Genomic DNA, 21,597 nt, shown 5'->3' on the forward strand with positions numbered 1-21,597 from the left:
AAATTAGGGTAATATAGTTTTAACGTTTATAGGTTTATCTTCATTTTGAGCTTCTCCTTTATTTTTATTATCACATGTCACTCCAGAAATGTGATAGAAATCATATTCTAATTGTTTTCCTTGACCCGATACTAATAAATCAGATTTCTCATATACTAAATCACCTCTTTTAAAATCACTCATTTCAAAATCTGAAATCAACTGAATAGCTGCTGTTGGACAAGCTTCCTCGCACATACCACAAAAAATACATCTAGAAAAATTAATTCTAAAAAAATCAGGATACCACCGACCGTCAATAGTTTCTGATTTTTTCAAAGAAATACACCCCACAGGACAAGACACCGCACATAAATTACACGCTACACAACGCTCATTACCTAATTTATCTCTAGTCAAAATAATACGACCACGATATCTAGATGATACTTTACACGTAATATCAGGATACATCTGTGTTTCTCGTTGATTAAATGCTTGCCTACCAACCATCCATATACTACGTAAAATAGAAAAGATATGTATAAAAAACTGTTTTAGTTTTATCATAATTAATATATTGCCCAATACAAAAACTACCTATATCAAAATAATAAAAGCAGTAATCAATAAATTTAATAAAGTTATAGGTAATAATAATTTCCAACCAATGAACATAACATGATCATAACGAGGCCTGGGTAAAGAAGCCCGAATTAATATAAATAATAATATAATGATACTTGTTTTAACAATAAACCATATTATAGAAGAAAAATAAGGTCCTGACCACCCCCCAAAAAATAAAACAACCATAAACGATGATATCACTATAATACTAATATATTCAGAAATAAAAAATAAACTAAATTTCATTCCAGAATACTCAACATGATAGCCTGCAGCCAATTCTTGCTCTGATTCTGGTTGATCAAATGGATGTCTATGACATAACGCTAAACTAGATATAAAAAACATAATAAATCCTAAAAATTGAGGTACTATATTCCATAAGTTTTCTTGATCTTGTATTATATGCAATAAATTAAATGATCCAGCTTTCACAACTACTCCCATTAAAGATAACCCTAAAAATATCTCATAACTTAACGTTTGAGCAATAGCTCGAATAGCTCCAATTAAGGCATATTTATTATTACTTGACCAACCTGCAAGCAACACTGAATATACCATCAACCCTGATACCATAAGAAAAAATAGTATTCCAATATTACAATCAAATATCACTGAATTAGGCATAAAAGGAATAATAGGTGCAATCATTAAAGACATAATAAATGCAACTATTGGAGCTAACGTAAATATATATCGATCAGAAAAAATAGGCACCCAATCTTCTTTAAATATAATTTTTATCAAATCCGCTAATAATTGTAAAGATCCCTGCCAACCTACCCTATTGGGTCCGTACCGATTTTGAAAAAGAGCTAACAATCTACGTTCAATAAAACTCATGTACGCTCCACATGCCACTATTATAAACAAAACACATACCGAATATGAACTAATCACTAAAAATTCTAATAATTCTGTAAAATTAACAATCATTCTTTAAAAAATCCCTCTATACTTTCTACATACATACCTAAAAAAAACACAGGCACTCCTGGAAAACCTATTGGTAATCCAATATGTTTCTGAGGTAAATTAACACTAATTTTTATTGGTAAACGAAAACTATATCCACCACACATAAATTGGACATATATAGCTTCTTTTAAATTAAACCGATCAGCATCTAATGAACTAATCATTGCATATACAGGAGGCATACAATCCTGAATACATCTCGTCCGCTGAGACATACAGTCGCTACCAAATAGATGCCAATAAGGAGCTATTAACCATCTATTCTCATTATTAACCGAATCAATTTTAGGAATCATCATGTCAAACCACCTTGTCCTTTTATATATATCACCATCATTATTTTTACAATTTTTATGACTAACTCCATTAAATAATCGAATACCTGGATCTTTTGGGTATAAATTTCCACCTACTTGATCTTGAAATTTATTCCATGATTGAGGAGAATTCCAACCAGGAGCCCAAGCAAATGCTACCTGATTATATAGTGATTTCGTATTACGATGATTACCTTCCATTGAAAAAGTAAACATTGTTTCATTATTTTTCGAAATACAAGGTTCATGTATATTTAAATTTGAATGCATAGAAGTACGCCCACTATAACGATGTGTAGACTGAGCTATTTTTTGACCATGGACTCTAAAATTTGACTCCGGAGCTGCATATTTAATTCCAATCAATTCTGGAAAACAATATACAACAGAATTTATGACATCATCAAGATGTAATTTTTCCGTTCTGATACAATTAGTATATGCATCATGTATTAAATACAACCACCTCCAACTTTCTAAAATCTCTGTATTTTTAGTATAAAAATTAGGATCATACAATCTAAAAAATCTTTGAGCTCTTCCTTCATAATTCACCACAGTACCATCGCTCTCTACAAAATTAGCAACTGGTAAAACCAAACTCGCTTTTTCTTGAATTAAATTATATTGATGATCTAAAACTATTAAATAATTAATATTCTTTAACATATTGCTGATTCTTTTCATGCTGATGTAACGATATAAATCATTTTCTAACACAATAACAGTAGTACGTGATAATGAAGATCCTGCTGTTATATTACTGCTATCATCAGCACATAAAACGTCAAAGGCATCGTCAAGACTTTTATCAGTCATCATAGCTAAACCTATACTATTAACATCCTGAGTAATAAAAAGAATTCCTGCATCTTTTTTTATTTTTTTTAAAGAAACAGCAATATTAGCAGCAGCAATAATCAACTCTTTACTTCCAGCATTACTTCCAGAAATAATCAATGGCTTACGCGCTTTTTTTAATTGTTGCACCACTAGATTGAGCTTAACATTTAATTCAGTACTAAAATCTTTAACAAAAAAGTCTGTGCTATTTAATGCATGAGCTACAGAAAAACAAAACCTAGCCTGATTTAATGCAGAATCATAATATGTTACCATAGCTAAATCATCTAATTTTGTTCTATCAAACCCAATAATTAACAATGGATATTGAACATTTTGGGATAAATTAGTTACAGATATAGATTGCCAATCAAAAATTCCTTCAGATTCTGCTATTTTACTTAATTTTCTTTTAACTGCTTGTCTTACTGATAATGCAACACGCGCTCCAGTTTGGGTTATATCTTCTCCTAAAATCAATATCGCATCATAATCTTCTATCTCACGTACTGATGGAACATGAATTCCACTGTTATTTAATATTTCAAGTATTAATAATAATCTCTCTTGCTCAGAAGAATTAACTCCAGAATAAAAATTATCTGCTCCAACTAAATTTCTTAAAGCAAAATTACTTTCAATACTTGCTCGAGATGACCCTATTCCAATTATTTTCTTGCTATCCTTTAAAAAATTTACAGAATCTTCTATAGCATTACCTGAATTAATTTTAATATAACAATTATTATGGTACTGTTTTAATGGATTTGTTGGTCGATTACTAATATTCACATAACCACAACCAAATCGCCCTCGATCACATAGAAAATACCCATTTATTTCACCATTATAACGATTTTCTACCCGACATAATTTACCATATCGCTCACCTACAATAATATTACACCCCACACTACATTGTTGACATATACTAGGGGCGAAAGTCACATCCCACTTTCTAGTATAGTTCTTTGATTGTGTTTTATCAGTAAACACCCCAGTAGGACATATTTCTACTAAATTTCCAGAAAACTCATTTTCTAAAATACCATCTTGAACACGACCAAAATAAATATTATCGTGAATACCAAATACACCTAAATCATCGCCACCTGCATAATCTCGATAATAACGAATACATCGATAACAAGTAATACAACGATTCATTTCATGAGAAATAAATGGACCTAAATACTGATTATAATGAGTACGCTTAGTAAATCTATAACGTCTAAAAACATGACCAGTCATCACCGTCATATCTTGCAAATGACAATTTCCTCCTTCTTCACATACAGGACAATCATGAGGATGATTAATCATTAATAACTCTAATATACTTTTTCTAAATTCTTTAAGCTCCTCTTCAAAAATAGAAACATACATATCTTTTTCTACAGGAGTCATACAAGACATAACTAGTCTGCCAGAATGTACATTAATAGTATCATTTTTATACAACTTCACGGCACATTGCCTACAAGACCCAATACTTCCCAATTCTGGATGCCAACAAAAATAAGGAATATCAAAACCTAATGATAAACACACATCTAAAATATTTTTTGATTTATCTACAAAATATTTCTTACCTTCTATATAAACAGGAATCATCATATATTAATATCCATTTTTAATATAGGCCATATAAATACATATGATGTATTTATCTGCTACACAAATATTTTTTATAATATCATTTTCATCAAAATTAATTCATTCTACAAAAATATTAATCTAAATAATTTGAATAGTGGAAATTTTATTAGAAACATTCAAATTATTTAAATGAATTCCAGCTTCAAATTCACTGCGAAAATATTTTAAAGCACTTTGTAAAGGTTCTATTGCTCCAGGAGCATGTGCACAAAAAGTCTTTCCAGGTCCTAATAAATTACATAAATGCTCTAAAATTTCAATATCTCCAGGATCACCATTATTTTTTTCTAATGAAATAAGTAATTTGACTATCCAAGGTAACCCTTCTCTACACGGGGTACACCATCCACACGATTCCCTAGCAAAAAATTCTTCCAAATTACGCATTAAACTAATCATATTAACAGTATTATCTATCGCTATTGCCATCCCAGTTCCAAATCTACTACCTATAATGCTAATACTATGAAAGTCCATAGGTGTATCTAAATGATTTGGAATTAAAAAATCCGTACTGGCTCCTCCTGGTTGCCATGCTTTTAAATATAAACCATCACACATACCTCGAGCATAATCTTCCAAAATTTCCCGGGCGGTAATACCAAATGGTAATTCCCAAACTCCTGGATTTTTTACTCTTCCAGAAAAACCCATTAATTTAGTGCCAGAATCATTACTATATTTATTAGAAAGATTTTTATACCAACTTACCCCATACTCTATAATACCAGGAATATTACATAATGTTTCAACATTATTAATACACGTAGGTTTACCCCACAATCCTGATTGAGCAGGAAATGGAGGTTTAGATCGAGGCACAGCCCGCTTTCCTTCCAATGCGTTAATTAAAGCAGTTTCTTCCCCGCAGATATATCTCCCAGCTCCTGTGTGCAAAAATATATCTAAACTAAATTCAGTATTTAAAATATTTTTACCTAACAATCCTGCCGAACGTAATTCAGAAATAGCAAAATTTAAATATTTAGCTGCAATCATGTATTCATAACGCAAAAAAATATAAGCAACCGAAACACTTAAAGCATATCCTGCAATCAATATCCCTTCTAATAATAAATGGGGCAATCGTTCCATCAATAAACGATCTTTATAAGTACCAGGCTCCATTTCATCCGCATTACATATTAAATAATTAACCTTCAATATTGACTGATGTTTTATCATCATAGACCACTTTAAACCAGTTAAAAACCCACCTCCACCACGACCTCTTAATCTAGATTTATTAATTAATTCAACAATATCTAATTTAGATAAACACGTAATTGCTTTACGTAAAGCAAAATATCCATTTTTCGATTGATATTCGTGCAACCATACTGGTCGTTTATCTAAACGCATTCTCCAAGTCAACGGATTACTTTCTGGATCCAAATATTTATTTTTCAGCATAGTGTATTTAATTATCGATATAAATTTAAGATTTTATTAATTTTTGATAAAACAATGTGTGAATATACATCCTCATTAATCATAATAACAGGAGATTTATCACACATACCTAAGCAACAAGTAGGCAATAAGGTAAATTTATTATCTTTAGTAGTGTTTCCAATTTTAATATTTAAAATACATTCTAAAGTCTTTTTAATAGCATTACACCCAGTAACATAACAAACTATACTGTCACAGTATCGTATAATATTTTGACCCACTGGCTGTCTAAAGATTTGATTATAAAATGTAGCTACACCTTCTACATCTGATACCGATATGTGTAATATTTGTGCAATTAACACAATTGCATCATCAGATACCCACCCGTAATTTTTTTGTACTATTTTCAATGCTTCTATAGAGGCTGCTCGGGTACTCTCATAGCAATTACACTCCTCCCGAATAATACTTAATTCTTCCTTAGTTAATTGCATTATAATATATGTTGCATTTTATAACAGTTAATACATTATGAATAATATTCTACTATACTTCTATCTTTACTGTCATATTTATTTTATTTACTAACGATCTACATCCGACATCACAAAATCTATGCTACCTAAATAAGCAATTAAATCAGATATTAAACTACCCCTAATAACAGATGGAATTTGTTGTAAATGAGGAAAACTTGGAGTACGAATTCTAGTACGATAACTCATAGTATTACCATCGCTGATTAAATAATAACTATTTATACCTTTAGTTGCTTCAATCATTTGTAATGATTCATTCGGTGGAATCACAGGACCCCAAGATACCTGCAAAAAATGCGTAATTAAAGTTTCTATATGTTGTAATGAATATGTTTTTTCAGGAGGAGTAGTTAAAGGATGAGTAGACTTAATAGGACCTTCCGGCATGTTATTCAAACACTGATCCAAGATACGTATACTTTGATACATTTCTTCTACTTTTAAGACAACCCTATTATAACAATCACTAATCCCGTTTCCTACAGGAACATCAAAATCGAAATTCTCATACCCAGAATATGGTCGAGATTTTCGTATATCAAAATCAATACCAGTTGCTCTTAACCCAGCCCCTGTTACTCCCCAATCTAACGCTTCCTTAACACCATACGATCCAATTCCACAAGTACGCTTTTTTAAAATATCATTTTTTAAAGACATTTCAATATAGAATGCAATTCTCCTAGGCAGCCAAGACAAACACTGTTTTAATAAATAATCCCAATTATCAGGTAAATCACAAGCCACTCCACCAATTCTAAACCAAGCCGGATGCATTCGAGCTCCAGTTATTGCCTCTATTACATCATATATTTTTTGTCTATCAGTAAACGCTAAAAATACTGGGGTCATTACTCCTATATCTTGCAAGTAAGTGCTAACATAAAGCAAATGACTGTTAATTCTAAATAATTCGGATAACATAATGCGAATAACCTTTGCTCGATCTGGCACAATAATTCCAGCAAGCTTTTCAACAGCTAAAATATAAGGCATTTCATTAACGCAACCACCGAGATATTCAACTCGATCAGTATAAGGTATATAACTATGCCATGATTGACGTTCTCCCATTTTTTCTACCCCACGATGATGGTATCCAATATCTGGAACACAATCAACAATTTCTTCTCCATTTAATTGCAAAACAATACGAAATACTCCATGAACTGATGGATGATTTGGGCCCAAATTAAGAAACATAAAGTCTTCATTATTATTACGTTGTTTCATCCCCCATTCCTCTGGATTAAATGTTAATCCCTTCATCGCTAAATCTTCTTTTTGTTTTGTAAGAGTAAAATCAGGGATAAATTCTGTAGCTCGAGCTGGGTATTCCTTTCGTAACGGAAAACCTTTCCAGTATTTAGGCATAATAATACGAGTTAAATTTGGATGATTATCAAATTTTATTCCAAACATCTCCCAAGTTTCTCGTTCATACCAATTAGCATTCATAAATATAGAAGTAATCGTAGGAACATTCATGGATTTTTCTAATAAAGGAACTTTTAAAATTATCTCAGAATTTATTGAAATAGACATTATATGATAAAACACTGTGAAATCAGCTTCCGGTAAATTCTCACGATGTATTCGCAATCTTTCATCAATACCATGTAAATCATACAACATCACATACGGTTTTAAATTACTCTTTAAAAATTTTATTATAGGTACTATTTTTTGACGCGATATCCACACTATTACAGCGTCGGTATAAGCAAATTGTACTATAAAATTAGATGATCCAAATTTAGAAATCAAACTGCTCAAAATATAATTTTCTTCACGAAACAATAAATTATTATCATTATCTTTATTATTACTATTCATACGTTTATGATAAACTCATTGTATTAAATAAACATATCTACCCACATTTATCCATCCATTTTTATGTACTGATATAACTCAAGACATATATATGTAAAATCAAATAAACACAAACCATATTATACTTTCTCAACATATAAAGCACTAAACTTCTGTATGATATAATTCTGCAATACGAGAATCACGTTTACGTTCTCTCTCTGATTGCATATTTATACGATATATTCCTTTATCTTTTATAATCCAAGAAAGAGGTCTTCGTTCTTCATAAATAGATTTTTTCAATAATAATAAAGCCTGAATATATGCTTCAGGTCTGGGAGGACAACCAGGAATATAAATATCTACTGGAAGAAATTTATCTACCCCTTGTACCACAGAATAAATATCATACATTCCCCCAGAATTTGCACAAGCACCCATAGAAATCACCCATTTAGGTTCTAACATTTGATCATATAAACGTTGAATTACTGGAACCATTTTAATGAACGGAGTACCAGCTATAACCATGAAATCTGACTGACGAGGAGAAGATCGTAATACTTCTGAGCCAAATCGAGCGACATCATGTACAGCAGTAAAAGCAGTAGTCATTTCTACATAACAACAAGATAATCCAAAATTGTAAGGCCATAATGAATTACCTCTACCCCAATTTACTATTTTGTGCAAAAAAGCAGTTAACTTTCCAAAAAAAACACTTTTTTGAACACATTTCTCCAATGGATCAGAAACTAATTTTTGATCTTGTAACGGATATTGATCATTATCATTTGTATTTGTACGTACTGATGTTAAAGTATATTTCATAATTACCTATCATATTCTTTAAGTAATTTTAAAACATTATCTACATTTAAACAAGTTTTATTACTATTTTCATTTTTTAACGATGTTTCTACCCAATTAAACGCTCCTGTACGTATCAAATAAACTAAACTTATTAATAAAATTATAATAAATATAAATATTTCAATAAAACCCATCCATCCTGCTTCCCGAACAGAAACAGACCAAACATATAAATATATCCCTTCTGCATCAAAAATTACAAAAATCATTCCAATTAAATAAAACTTAACAGAAAATCTCACCTTCGAATTGCCTGTAGACTCAATACCTGATTCAAAAGGAACATGTTTCGATCGCGAATAAGATCTACCACCACAAAAATATCCACACAATAACATAAAAATACACAAAAGTACTGCACTTACTATATAAATACATATCCCTAAATACTTCATATATTTCTTTATTTGAATGTTAATAACACTATAATAATTTTTATATATTTACTACATTATACAAGCGTATTTATTTATGTAAACATCCCATATTAATAATGCTATTAACTCATAATATAAAAATAAATTTACATAATTTTCAATATTAATTTTAAAATAGGATGAACCGCATAAAATGAACCAAATACTAATATACAATCATCAATATCAGAATCATCAACAGCCTTATACCAAGCACTTATTATATCTTCAAAATATTTCACATCAAACCCAGAAAAACAATCAAACACATACTTCATATTTGCAGAACATGGGGTATTTAAATCAGCACAATACCAAACATCAATTAAATTATTTAAACACAACACAGTACTTTTAACATCTTTTCTACTTAACATTCCTATAACTATCCTCACAATTCCTTTTCTTTTCAAAACTATTGGATGTAATTTATTTTTCACATGAGCAGCTGCATGGGGATTATGTCCTACATCTAACACTATAAATGGATTATAATTAACTACTTGAAATCTTCCTAATAAAACAGCATTTTGTAATCCATACTCAATAGATTTCCTAGAAACTTTAAAAGGCAACCAATGTAATATACTCAAAACAACAGCTGCATTTTCCAACGGAATAGATAAAGGCATAGGAAAATTTATTAATAATCCATGAGATTCACTATAACATCTCCATATCCATGTATTATCTTTACAACAATAAAAATCCCAGTCTCTTCCTCGAGCAAATAAAATTGACGAGCAATTCTTTGCTATCTCATCTATAACCAAGGGACGATCTATTTCTCCAACTATAGCCGGTCTATTTACTCGAAAAATTCCAGACTTTTCTATAGCAATTTTATACCGAGTGTCACCTAAAAAATCAACATGATCTATTGCAATATTTGTAATTACAGAAATATCCGGATCTATTATATTTGTAGCATCCAATCGACCACCTAAACCAACTTCTAAAATCACTAAATCTAATTTAAATTGTTTAAATATATTCAATGCAGATAATGTAATAAATTCAAAGTAAGTCAATAAAACACCACTACGTGCATTTTCAACAACAGACATTGATTTTATATGTATATCATCGGGTAATTGTTTTCCACACACACGAATTCGTTCGCTGTAAGATAATAAATGAGGAGAAGTATATAAACCTACTTTAAAATTATTAAATAGTAATATCTGTTCTAACAAATAACATGTAGTTCCTTTACCATTTGTCCCACCTACTAATATACTATAAATTTGAAAAGGTATTAACTTTAAAACTGTTGCTACTTTTTTTATTCTATCTAAATTTAAATCAACTAAAACAGGATTTAAATTTTGTATATAATCCAACCAATCTATCAATGAACATTTTTTTTTAATTGATTTAAAACAAGTATACATATATCATGTCACACATTTTTATTTTATTTAAAATCTAATTAATCACAGTATCTCATATTGGCATAAAACACATTTTTTACTACGATTTTTTATCATCTTATTAATAAGATTAATCTATTAAAAATACATAAAATTTCATCACGCTTTCTTAATAGAAATTGACTGCTTAGTTAACTTAGATAATAAATTTGCCAACCTAATTCGCATATCTGGCCTACGTACAATTAAATCAATCACTCCTTTTTCTAATAAAAATTCACTACGTTGAAAGCCTATTGGCAATTTTTCTCGAACAGTTTGCTCAATAACTCTAGGGCCAGCAAAACCTATCAGCGCTTTTGGTTCCGCAATATTTAAATCACCCAACATTCCTAAACTAGCAGATACGCCACCCATGGTTGGATTAGTCAAAACAGAAATATATGGTAACTTTTTTTTATATAAAAGAGATAAAACCGCGCTAGTTTTAGCCATTTGAATTAAAGATATAAAAGCTTCTTGCATGCGGGCTCCTCCGCTTGCAGAAAAACAAATAAAAGGACATTTAAATTTTAAAGCTTGATTAACACCTTGAACAAAACGAGCTCCCACTGCTCCCGACATTGATCCTCCAATAAAATTGAACTCAAAAGCAGCAGCAATAACTATCATATTATATAATGTTCCTTGCATAACAACCAAAGCTTCCGTTTCTTTAGTTTCTTTTTGAGCTGAAACCAAACGATCTTTATATCTTTTCGAATCTTTAAATTTTAAAATATCTTTAGGTACAAATTCTTTTCCCAATTCAAAAACACCATCCTGATCTAAAAAAGCAAGCAAACGAGCCCTAGCAGAAATTTGCATATGATAATCACATCTAGGACATACCTTCAAATTACGTTCCAATTCTTTAGTATATAAAAGTTGCGAACAGTGACTACATTTAGTCCATATCCCCTCTGGAACATTCATTTTATGAGTAGCCAATATAGTATTTTTATTAATAATGCGCTCAATCCAACTCATTGATCATCTTCTCAACTGAAAACACAAATACATATACACTGCCACCAACAAAATTTGATTCAACAACCAAAACAACACCATTTATATCCTACCTAACATTTATATTATAATATTTATATATAATACTATAGAAATGTTCTAAATATCACATTTCGTATATTACAAAAATTATCATTAATAATCCCCTTAAACATAAATAAACTTTTATACTCATGTATCTATAAAAACCATATCTATATCACTCACTAATTAATCTAAAAATTTTCTACATTCTCTCATCTGAAAGAAAAAAATGATCAGGATACTTCACTTCAGCTAAATACAAGCCATCCGCAGGAGCAGTCATCCCTGCCAATGATCTTTTACAACTCTTTAGTAATTCTAAAATCCATATTGCTGGCCGATTTCCACATCCAACTTCTACTAAACTGCCTACAATATTTCGAACCATACGATATAAAAAAGAGTTAGCTTGTATATCTATAATTACACACTGCCCTATACGAATAACTCGTAAATGATATAAATTCCTACATCTTGAATATGACTGACATCCTGCTGATCTAAATGCAGAAAAATCATTTTCTCCTAATAAATACTGAGCTGCTCTAGACATTTTGCAAACATCTAGTAATTTTGTATAATGCCAAGTTTTTTGAAAAAGAATTGCTGATCTAATTTTATCATTATAGATATAATAATAATAACGCCTAGAAACAGCACTAAATCGAGCATGAAAATCTTGTTTCATTAAACTTACCCAACGAATACAAATACTTCTCGGCAAATAACGGTTAACCCCAAACGTCCAAGCAGATTTCGAATATTTTACATCAGTTTCAAAATGCACAACCTGTCCTAAGGCATGCACCCCAGAATCTGTTCGTCCCGCACAAAAAACTGAAACCGATTCAGCCGTCACTATATTTAAAGCATTTTCTACACAATCTTGAACACTAATTCCATTCTTTTGTTTTTGCCAACCACAATATCTAGATCCATCATATTCAATGCCTAAAGCTATTTTTTGCATTATATTAAAAATAACAACCAATACAAAATAAAAATACACATATATAAAAAATATAATCCTTTTTTATTTTTCTACATTTATAGTACAAATTACATCTATTACTTAAAATAAATAAAACTTTTTAAAAATTCAACTATATACTAACTTAATAATTACCTTGCTATCTTTATCTTACATACATACATAAAGAACTTTTTATTTATTATAAAACTAACTTTATCTAAATAACAACACATAATATTTCTATCATTATATCAATACTCTTATATTAATTCTCCAAACAATCATTTAAAACACGCTAAAACCAAAATTTTTTAACATTTCGGTAGTATAATCTTTTCCGGTATCTACAAAAATAGAAGACCATTCTCTACGAAAAAAATAATATTTACGTAACTTATCAAACCCCCCCGAATTTAACGCATAACTTTTCAGGCAAATATGATCATTATATATATTATAAATAATTTTAATCAAACTATTTATATTGGCTTCATCCATTTTCTTTATACGAATATAATTAATAAAAGATGGAAATAAATTTGACACATTAATTTTATCAGAAATATTAAAATATTGACAAAACGCATTATATATCATAATAATACTCCTTATTTTACTCTCAATAGAATATCCTGCAATATGTGCAGTCCCAATATCTATGCAAAACAACAATGGCAATAACAATTTTGGTTCAAACTCCCACACATCTAAAATGACATTTATTTTTTTCCCATGATCTAAAGCTTTTAACAAAGCAGAATTATCAAATACCTCTCCTCGGGATGTGTTAATCAATGTTTTGTTAGATGGTAATGCTTCTATAATATCCTTATTAACCATATGCCATGTAGGATAACTACCCGTATAAGTTAAAGGCGTATGAAAAGTCAAAATATCTGATTCAGAAACCAAAATTTCCAATGATTTCCAAGATTTATCAGTATTTATTTTTGATAAATAAGGATCGTATAATAAAGTCTGCACACCAAAACTATTTAATCTTTGATTTAATAAATTCCCTATATGCCCTACTCCAATAATACCAACAATTTTATCACGTAAAAAAAAATGATCACGATGAGCTAACCAAAACAAAGCTGAAAAAACATACTCCACAACAGCTATAGCATTACTACCTGGGGCAGAAATATACTTAACATTATTTTTCTCTAAATAATCTTGATCAATATGATCTGTTCCAGAAGTCACAGTCCCAACAAATTTAACCGAACTATCATGTAATAATTCATAATCCACTTTAGTAATCGAACGTACTATTAATACATCTGTATTTTTAATATGTTTATCAGAAAGAAAACGTCCTTCATATTGTCTTAATTGATTAGTTAAGCCAAACAACTCATTAACATAAGGTATTTCCTTATCTGCTAAAATTCTCAAGATTACCTCATATGATGATCATTAATTTCTGTTACTCATAATAAAATATTAATCACATAACTATCACTATACTATTCTCTTAAAATCAAATCATTAAAATTACTGAATGCTATCATTAATATAATAATACTTTATACAATAAAATTGGCTAAATTAAAATTTAATTAAATATCTTTTTACAATAGAGTTGTATAAACTAATGACTCCATTAAAAACTATCCATATTTCTACTACACCTATTTTTAAATTCTTTCCCTTAACTTATCTAACTATCTATTAAAAAATCTTAAATTGATAAAAACATTAATATAACAATTATCCCAATTATTTCCTTAAATAATAAAAAAATAACTTATTCAAAATATAATTTAAACTACAATATAGTTATTATTAATAATCTCTAATCGATAACCATACCTATTCATGCAATTAAATATACTTTTGAATAACCAATGTAGCATTCGTTCCCCCAAAACCAAAACTATTCGTCATAACTGTATTTAATTTTCGATGCACAGGTTGCCTGACGATTTTCATATGATTTAAATATGGATCCAACTGATCAATGTTAATACTAGGAGCAATAAAATTGTACTTTAACATAAGCATAGAATAAATAGTCTCATGCACTCCTGCTGCCCCTAACGCATGCCCAGTCATAGATTTAGTAGACGAAAAATATGGATGATCAGTTCCAAAAACTTCTAAAATAGCCCATAACTCCTTCACATCACCTATTTGAGTAGAAGTACCATGCATATTTATATAATCTATAGGAATAGCAAGATCTTTTAACGCTATTCTCATACATCTTACTGCTCCTTCACCTGATGGCGCAACCATATCAAATCCATCAGAAGTAGCTCCATATCCTATAATTTCACCATAAATATATGCTCCTCTATTCAGAGCATGCATTAATTCTTCTAGCACTACTACCCCCCCTCCTCCCGAAATCACAAAACCATCTCTATTTACATCATATGGCCGAGATGCTTTTTCAGGAATTGTATTGTATTTAGTAGATAAAGCGCCCATAGCATCAAATTCGCATGCCATTTCCCAACATAATTCTTCTCCTCCCCCAGCAAAAACAACAATTTGTCTTCCTGATTGAATTAATTCAAACGCATGTCCAATACAATGAGCAGATGTAGAACAAGCTGAACTAATGGAATAACTTATTCCACGAATTTTAAATGCAGTTGCCAAACATGCTGATATTCCTGAAGCCATAGACCTAGTAACCATATAAGGCCCTACACCCCTTAAACCTTTCATTCTCATATTATTAGATCCAACCACCTGATTTCTAGGCGATCCCCCTCCAGAACCAATAATTAGACCAGTCTTATCACTACCAATTACTTCATCAGATAATTCAGAATCTTGTATAGCTTGTTGCATTGATAAATAAGCATATATGGAAGCATCACTCATAAATCGTACAATTTTACGATTAATTAATCCTTCAGTGTGAAGTTTAATGCCTCCCCAAATATGACTACGCATACCTGATTCTTCTAACTCCTTAGAAAAATTTATTCCAGATAACCCATGTTGTAAAGAACGCAACACTTCACTGTGATTATTACCAATACTCGATATAATTCCCAAACCAGTAATAACAACACGTTTCATTTTACACCTCATATAATAATAGTTTGAGCATTACAAAATACGACTATATTACAAAATATATCCCAAATATTAATTACCTAATATCATTAAAAAATCGTCAAATTCACTATCAACACCTTAACATTATAAAATATCTTATTTGAGTAACACATTTGTTTATATCTATAGTATAATTTAAATATTACAAATATTATTTGTATACTTAAATATATTTGATACAATACTTATTATCTAATTACTAATTAAATTTATGGAAATTATAAACTATATTAATAATATATCTGATTATTATACAACACCTTTCATTTATATGTGCATATTATAGATAATTCGTAATCATATATAAGAATAATAATATGATCTCAAACAGAATTAATGCTACATCATCTTATAATAAATAATTTAATTTATTACTATACATACCCTCATATAAATAAATACAAAAAAATAGACATATATTGCATGATGTATCTCCTATATATTATAGATTCATCATATTGCATTGACTATATATTAATAAAGTTAATAAATACTTATTACAAGCATTGTTATCAATGATATATACATATTATCTATACTTTCTATATCCCGGTTGATATTACAACAACTCATATACAATGATTACAATATTTAACTATATTGTCTCTAATAACATAAAAACAAAAAGTAATTTTATTACTTTATTTGCATATTGATATAATTTTATACTAAAATCACAATATTTTTAATTCTATATATAAATCATATCAGTATATGAACCATAAAAATTAAAAAATACTAATGAAAACATACACTATATTAGATATATTACGATGGTCTATCAGCCAATTTAATTCAACACCACTGTATTATGGACATGGTACGAATAATGTGTGGGATGAGGCACTACATTTAGTTTTAAGTAGTATAAACCTTCCAATCGACACACCAACCGAAATATTTTTTTCTTGTTTAAGTAAAAAAGAACGAGCATTAATCATTAAATTAGTTAATCTTCGAGTACAAAAACGTATACCAGTTCCGTATTTAACAAACAAGGCATGGTTTTGTAATTTAGAATTTTATGTAAATAATCAAGTATTTATTCCTCGATCTCCTATAGGGGAATTAATCATGTCAAATTTTCATGACATTTTACCAACGCCTCCTAAACACATACTTGACATGTGCACTGGAAGTGGATGTATAGCAATTGCTATAGCTATGATAATGTATCCACACTCAGAAATAGATGCTGTAGATCTTTCTATAAAAGCTTTACAAATTGCAGAATATAACATTAAATTATACAATTTAGAAAATCAAATCATCCCTATACATTCTAATTTATTTAAAAATATACCTAAATTTAAAAAATATGATTTGATTGTAATAAATCCTCCATACGTAAACAAAGCAGATATATGCAATTTACCTGAGGAATACCTTCATGAACCTATATTATCTTTATCTGCCAATTGCAACGGATTAGAAATAATTCATCAAATTTTTATACAAATTACTGATTATTTAAATACCAATGGGGTATTGGTATGTGAAGTAGGCAATACTCAAAATGAATTAAAAAAATACTACGAAAATATTCCATTTCATTGGTTTACTCTAAACAACGGAGGAACAGGAGTTTTCGCTCTAACTTATCAACAGCTGCTATCTTTAAATAAAAATTATACATAACATTAAAAATTACGAGGAACAAATTATGACTGGTAATAGTATTGGACAATGCTTTAAAGTTACAACCTTTGGTGAATCCCATGGATTCGCAATTGGAGGAATTATTGATGGAGTACCTCCAGGATTATCCTTAAAAAAAGAAGATATACAACACGATTTAAATAGGAGACGACCAGGCACATCGCAGTACACTAGCCCTCGATCAGAATTAGATATTATAGAAATTTTATCCGGAGTTTTCAATGGAAAAACAACAGGCACTAGTATAGGATTAATGATTAAAAATACTGACCAAAGACCTCAGGATTATGAAAAAATAAAAAATTTATACCGTCCCGGCCATGCAGATTATACTTACGAAAAAAAATACGGATTAAGAGACTATCGTGGAGGAGGACGTTCCTCAGCTCGAGAAACAGCAATTCGAGTAGCAGCAGGAGCTATCGCAAAAAAATATCTTTTAAAAGTTCAAAACATTAAAATCCAAGGATTTTTAGCTCAAATGGGAAACATCTATTGCGATTTAAAAAACTGGGATCAAATAAACAGCAATCCTTTTTTCTGCCCAGATCCTAATCAATTGCAAAAACTAGACTCATTAATACGAAATTTAAAAAAATCTGGAGATTCTATTGGAGCAAAAGTAACAATAATGATAAAAAACTTGCCTGTAGGACTAGGTGAGCCAGTATTTGATCGATTAGATGCAGATCTCGCTCACGCATTAATGAGTATTAATGCTGTCAAAGGAATAGAAATTGGAGACGGATTTTTAGTTGTTACTAAGCATGGAAGTGAACATCGAGATGAAATTACGACCCAAGGAGAATTTAAAAGTAACCATTCCGGAGGAATATTAGGCGGAATAAGCACTGGACAACCTATCGTTATACACATAGCTATTAAACCAACCTCTAGTATAGCAATACCAGGAAAAACTATTACTAAAAACAATGAAGAAACACAAATTATTACAAAAGGTAGACACGATCCCTGCATAGGTATTAGAGTGGTTCCTATTGCAGAAGCAATGACGGCTATTGTGCTGATGGATCATTTATTGCGATTTAGAGCCCAATGTGGATAAATACTCACTTGCACAAAGAGATTTAATAAATATATAAAAACATACTTATTACTACATTAATATTCAAAAACCTTTTACTTAAATTGACATAACAAATATATTTAAACTAATATAAAATTGTTTTAAATAAAATTAATAATTTCTAATACTATAAAATTAACTTAAATTTATTTAAAATGTAATTAAAATATAGTAATTATATTTCTCTTGGTAAAAAATATAAACCAATTAATAACAATTATAATTAAACAATTTTCTATATACTTCTCAATTATTTGTCTTCGTAGTTAAATGGACATAACAAGCTTCTCCTAAAAGCTAATTACAGGTTCGATTCCTGTCGAAGACATAACTGTTATATATACTACAATTAATAAAACATATAAATACTAAAAGTATAACAAAATTAAAAATCACTCTTTTAGAAGTTATAATCTATCTGTGATTTATTAAAAACAGCACTACTATTAACATTATTAATAATATTTACCAAAAATTACTCATTTACTATATCCTGAAAAACCAATAAACACCAAAAAAAATAATTAACTCATTATTCATTCTGTAAAAATACCTATCAATAAATATATATTTAACCCAATTACAATACTTGTAATCATCCACCCAATAAAATTAATCCATGTAGAATTTACTAACTCATTCATGACATTTACATCCCCAGTAAATAACAATAGTGGAATCAATGCCAAAGCAATTCCAAAACTAAGCAATACTTGACTCATAATCAAAATATGAGTTGAATCAATTTCCAAAGCGATAATTATAAACGACGGCAACATAGTAACAACACGACGCAACATCATCGGAATATAAAACCGCACAAAACCCTGCATGACAACTTGTCCAGCTAACGTACCCACTACTGTCGACGATAATCCTGCAGCAGTTAAACTCAATCCAAAAATCACAGCAGCAGTATGATTTAATAATGGAGATAATGTTAAATAAGCTTCGTTTAAACTAGCAACACCAGTATGCCCACTAAAATGAAATACTGCTGCTGCTGTAGCCATCATAGACAAATTTACAAACCCCGCTATAGTCATTGCAATTGCAACGTCTAATTTAGTAGAATCATATCTCTCCAATTTAGTTGCTTCCATTACATTATCTTGAGTCAGAGAAGAATGTAAATAAATAACATGCGGCATGACAGTCGCTCCTAATACCCCAGCAGATAAAAAAACTGCTTCTTTATTAGGTAACACAGGAAACAACATACCCATACCTAATCCAATTAATTCAGGCTTAGAATAAAATAACTCAATACAATATGCACCCGCTACAAATAATAATAAACTACCTACAATTAATTCTAAAGGCTTCTTACCATAATTTTGTAAAGTTAAAATCAAAAAAGTAGCTACACCAGTCAATAATGCTCCTTTAAATAAAGAAATTCCTAATAATATTTGAAATCCAATAGCAGCTCCTATAAATTCCGCTAAATCTGTTGCCATAGCAATTACCTCCGCTTGCACCCAATACATCCATACTATAGACTTAGGAAATTGATCTCGAATATGTTCTGCTAAATTTTTTCCGGTGGCAATACCCAATTTTGCAGAAAGCAATTGAATTAACATAGCCATCACATTAGCCCATACCACTACCCATAATAATTTATAACCAAAAGTAGCTCCAGCTTGAATATTAGTGGCATAATTTCCAGGATCAATATAACCTATTGCTGCTATAAAAGCTGGTCCAAGCAATGTAAGTTTTATTTTTCTTTTAGCATGATTGCTTTCTACATTAGATTGAGTTCTCAACATTCAACCTCTCTATTAATAATATAATTTGATCAACTTCATATTACATACTAACTTTAATAAATCAGTACTATAACAAATTACTATTTTTCAAAATACATATGATTATATCATAGGCTAATTTTTATAAATCATTTAAATACATTATTACTCTTATCCTTTAATTTATACATTTATATCGAATATTCAAATATACAAAAAATAACATATCATGGTAATATATTTTAATTTCAGATTAGATTTATCACTCATTTCAATATTTTGAATAAATAAAAATTTAAATATATTTAATATCACTTTTAAATTCTAACAACAAAAATTTTTATAAAATATTTTATTGTATATACCTAAATTATATTTAAATTCATATAAAAATTTCCATTATCTGAATAATATTATTTTACATATTAAGAAATACATCTGTTTTTTAAAAATACATATACAAAACATTTATATTCCTTACTAAGGATGTATACTTATTATTTTATTGCTACACTTACTAAAATTTCAATTTTTTATAAACGAATAATGTATCTTTATTACCACAAAGAATAAATATTATTTTATTTATATCAGTAACATTCAAAAAATTAAAATCTTTTAATATAAATAAATTATTAATTTTAAAATTAATCTAAAAATTTACAACATTAAACAAATAAACACTATTAAATATCTCTAATATTTACTATATATCGTTACTTCTATAACTACATCCCTATATTTTACGCTATTATTTATAAATATATAAATAATATTATATCCATAACATGTTGTAATGATACTAATACCAGGCATATAGAATATTTTTGTTCATTACAATATTCCTCTTACCTAATCTTATGTATTATTTAATCAGAAATAAAATTGAGCATATATCTTATTTGCCTATAATAAAAATAATTTTTAATTATAAAACATGTTATAATAAAATTTAAATATCTATTATTATCGCTGTAATTTTTTAAAAAAGATACTGACTTACCTATAATTTTATTTTGTTATTAAAATATTATACAAAATTTACTTTCAAAAAATTCGAACAATACTTCTATTGATTAGTTTTAATATCAATATACCACTGAAGTATTTTATTAAAAATAAACA

The 21,597-nt window shown here is 29.1% G+C and carries 16 protein-coding genes and 1 tRNA gene; 3 read left to right on the top strand and 14 right to left on the bottom strand.

Annotated elements, in window-relative coordinates:
- Positions 1 to 3: 3 nt before the first annotated feature.
- From nuoI to fabB, 13 genes are all read right to left on the bottom strand, one after another.
- The gene (gene nuoI, locus BVAF_RS02420; RefSeq protein ID WP_013516798.1) at positions 4 to 549 is read right to left on the bottom strand and encodes an NADH-quinone oxidoreductase subunit NuoI; all 546 of its coding nucleotides are present in this window, start codon (positions 547 to 549) and stop codon (positions 4 to 6) included.
- A gap of 30 nt (positions 550 to 579) precedes the next feature.
- Positions 580 to 1,548 (bottom strand): NADH-quinone oxidoreductase subunit NuoH, encoded by a 969-nt coding sequence (nuoH, locus tag BVAF_RS02425; RefSeq protein WP_013516799.1) that lies wholly within the window; start codon positions 1,546 to 1,548, stop codon positions 580 to 582.
- Positions 1,545 to 4,367: an NADH-quinone oxidoreductase subunit NuoG gene (gene nuoG, locus BVAF_RS02430; RefSeq protein ID WP_013516800.1), complete on the bottom strand. Its 2,823-nt coding sequence runs from the start codon at positions 4,365 to 4,367 to the stop codon at positions 1,545 to 1,547. The genes nuoH and nuoG overlap by 4 nt, the downstream gene beginning before the upstream one ends.
- Positions 4,368 to 4,487: 120 nt before the next feature.
- Positions 4,488 to 5,822 (bottom strand): NADH-quinone oxidoreductase subunit NuoF, encoded by a 1,335-nt coding sequence (nuoF, locus tag BVAF_RS02435; protein ID WP_013516801.1) that lies wholly within the window; start codon positions 5,820 to 5,822, stop codon positions 4,488 to 4,490.
- An 11-nt stretch (positions 5,823 to 5,833) separates the two neighbouring features.
- On the bottom strand, positions 5,834 to 6,301 hold the full coding sequence (nuoE, locus tag BVAF_RS02440) for an NADH-quinone oxidoreductase subunit NuoE (protein ID WP_013516802.1): 468 nt from the start codon (positions 6,299 to 6,301) through the stop codon (positions 5,834 to 5,836).
- Between the two features lie 90 nt (positions 6,302 to 6,391).
- The gene (nuoC, locus tag BVAF_RS02445) at positions 6,392 to 8,182 is read right to left on the bottom strand and encodes an NADH-quinone oxidoreductase subunit C/D (protein ID WP_013516803.1); all 1,791 of its coding nucleotides are present in this window, start codon (positions 8,180 to 8,182) and stop codon (positions 6,392 to 6,394) included.
- Positions 8,183 to 8,326: 144 nt separating this feature from the next.
- Positions 8,327 to 8,995: a NuoB/complex I 20 kDa subunit family protein gene (locus BVAF_RS02450; protein WP_013516804.1), complete on the bottom strand. Its 669-nt coding sequence runs from the start codon at positions 8,993 to 8,995 to the stop codon at positions 8,327 to 8,329.
- A 2-nt stretch (positions 8,996 to 8,997) separates the two neighbouring features.
- Positions 8,998 to 9,375 carry an NADH-quinone oxidoreductase subunit A gene (gene ndhC / locus BVAF_RS02455; RefSeq protein WP_236608342.1) on the bottom strand — a complete coding sequence of 126 codons (378 nt, stop codon included), beginning with the start codon at positions 9,373 to 9,375 and terminating at the stop codon, positions 8,998 to 9,000.
- 185 nt (positions 9,376 to 9,560) lie between these two features.
- On the bottom strand, positions 9,561 to 10,847 hold the full coding sequence (folC, locus tag BVAF_RS02460) for a bifunctional tetrahydrofolate synthase/dihydrofolate synthase (RefSeq protein ID WP_013516806.1): 1,287 nt from the start codon (positions 10,845 to 10,847) through the stop codon (positions 9,561 to 9,563).
- Positions 10,848 to 10,985: 138 nt separating this feature from the next.
- Positions 10,986 to 11,855 (bottom strand): acetyl-CoA carboxylase, carboxyltransferase subunit beta, encoded by an 870-nt coding sequence (gene accD, locus BVAF_RS02465; protein WP_013516807.1) that lies wholly within the window; start codon positions 11,853 to 11,855, stop codon positions 10,986 to 10,988.
- 265 nt (positions 11,856 to 12,120) lie between these two features.
- Positions 12,121 to 12,888, bottom strand: coding sequence for a tRNA pseudouridine(38-40) synthase TruA (gene truA / locus BVAF_RS02470; RefSeq protein WP_013516808.1), 768 nt, complete (start codon positions 12,886 to 12,888; stop codon positions 12,121 to 12,123).
- A gap of 288 nt (positions 12,889 to 13,176) precedes the next feature.
- Entirely contained in the window at positions 13,177 to 14,292 is a 1,116-nt protein-coding gene (locus tag BVAF_RS02475) for a 4-phosphoerythronate dehydrogenase (protein WP_013516809.1), read from the bottom strand.
- 429 nt (positions 14,293 to 14,721) lie between these two features.
- On the bottom strand, positions 14,722 to 15,933 hold the full coding sequence (gene fabB, locus BVAF_RS02480; protein ID WP_013516810.1) for a beta-ketoacyl-ACP synthase I: 1,212 nt from the start codon (positions 15,931 to 15,933) through the stop codon (positions 14,722 to 14,724).
- A 780-nt stretch (positions 15,934 to 16,713) separates the two neighbouring features.
- Here fabB and prmB point away from each other — a divergent pair.
- From prmB to BVAF_RS03220, 3 genes are all read left to right on the top strand, one after another.
- Positions 16,714 to 17,610 carry a 50S ribosomal protein L3 N(5)-glutamine methyltransferase gene (gene prmB / locus BVAF_RS02485; protein WP_013516811.1) on the top strand — a complete coding sequence of 299 codons (897 nt, stop codon included), beginning with the start codon at positions 16,714 to 16,716 and terminating at the stop codon, positions 17,608 to 17,610.
- A 25-nt stretch (positions 17,611 to 17,635) separates the two neighbouring features.
- The gene (gene aroC, locus BVAF_RS02490) at positions 17,636 to 18,697 is read left to right on the top strand and encodes a chorismate synthase (RefSeq protein WP_013516812.1); all 1,062 of its coding nucleotides are present in this window, start codon (positions 17,636 to 17,638) and stop codon (positions 18,695 to 18,697) included.
- A gap of 277 nt (positions 18,698 to 18,974) precedes the next feature.
- Positions 18,975 to 19,046, top strand: a tRNA-Arg gene (locus BVAF_RS03220).
- A gap of 208 nt (positions 19,047 to 19,254) precedes the next feature.
- Here BVAF_RS03220 and BVAF_RS02495 read toward each other — a convergent pair.
- Positions 19,255 to 20,493, bottom strand: coding sequence for an Nramp family divalent metal transporter (locus tag BVAF_RS02495; protein ID WP_013516813.1), 1,239 nt, complete (start codon positions 20,491 to 20,493; stop codon positions 19,255 to 19,257).
- Positions 20,494 to 21,597 lie beyond the last annotated feature (1,104 nt).

Source organism: Candidatus Blochmanniella vafra str. BVAF (genome assembly GCF_000185985.2).
GTDB lineage: Bacteria > Pseudomonadota > Gammaproteobacteria > Enterobacterales > Enterobacteriaceae > Blochmanniella > Blochmanniella vafra.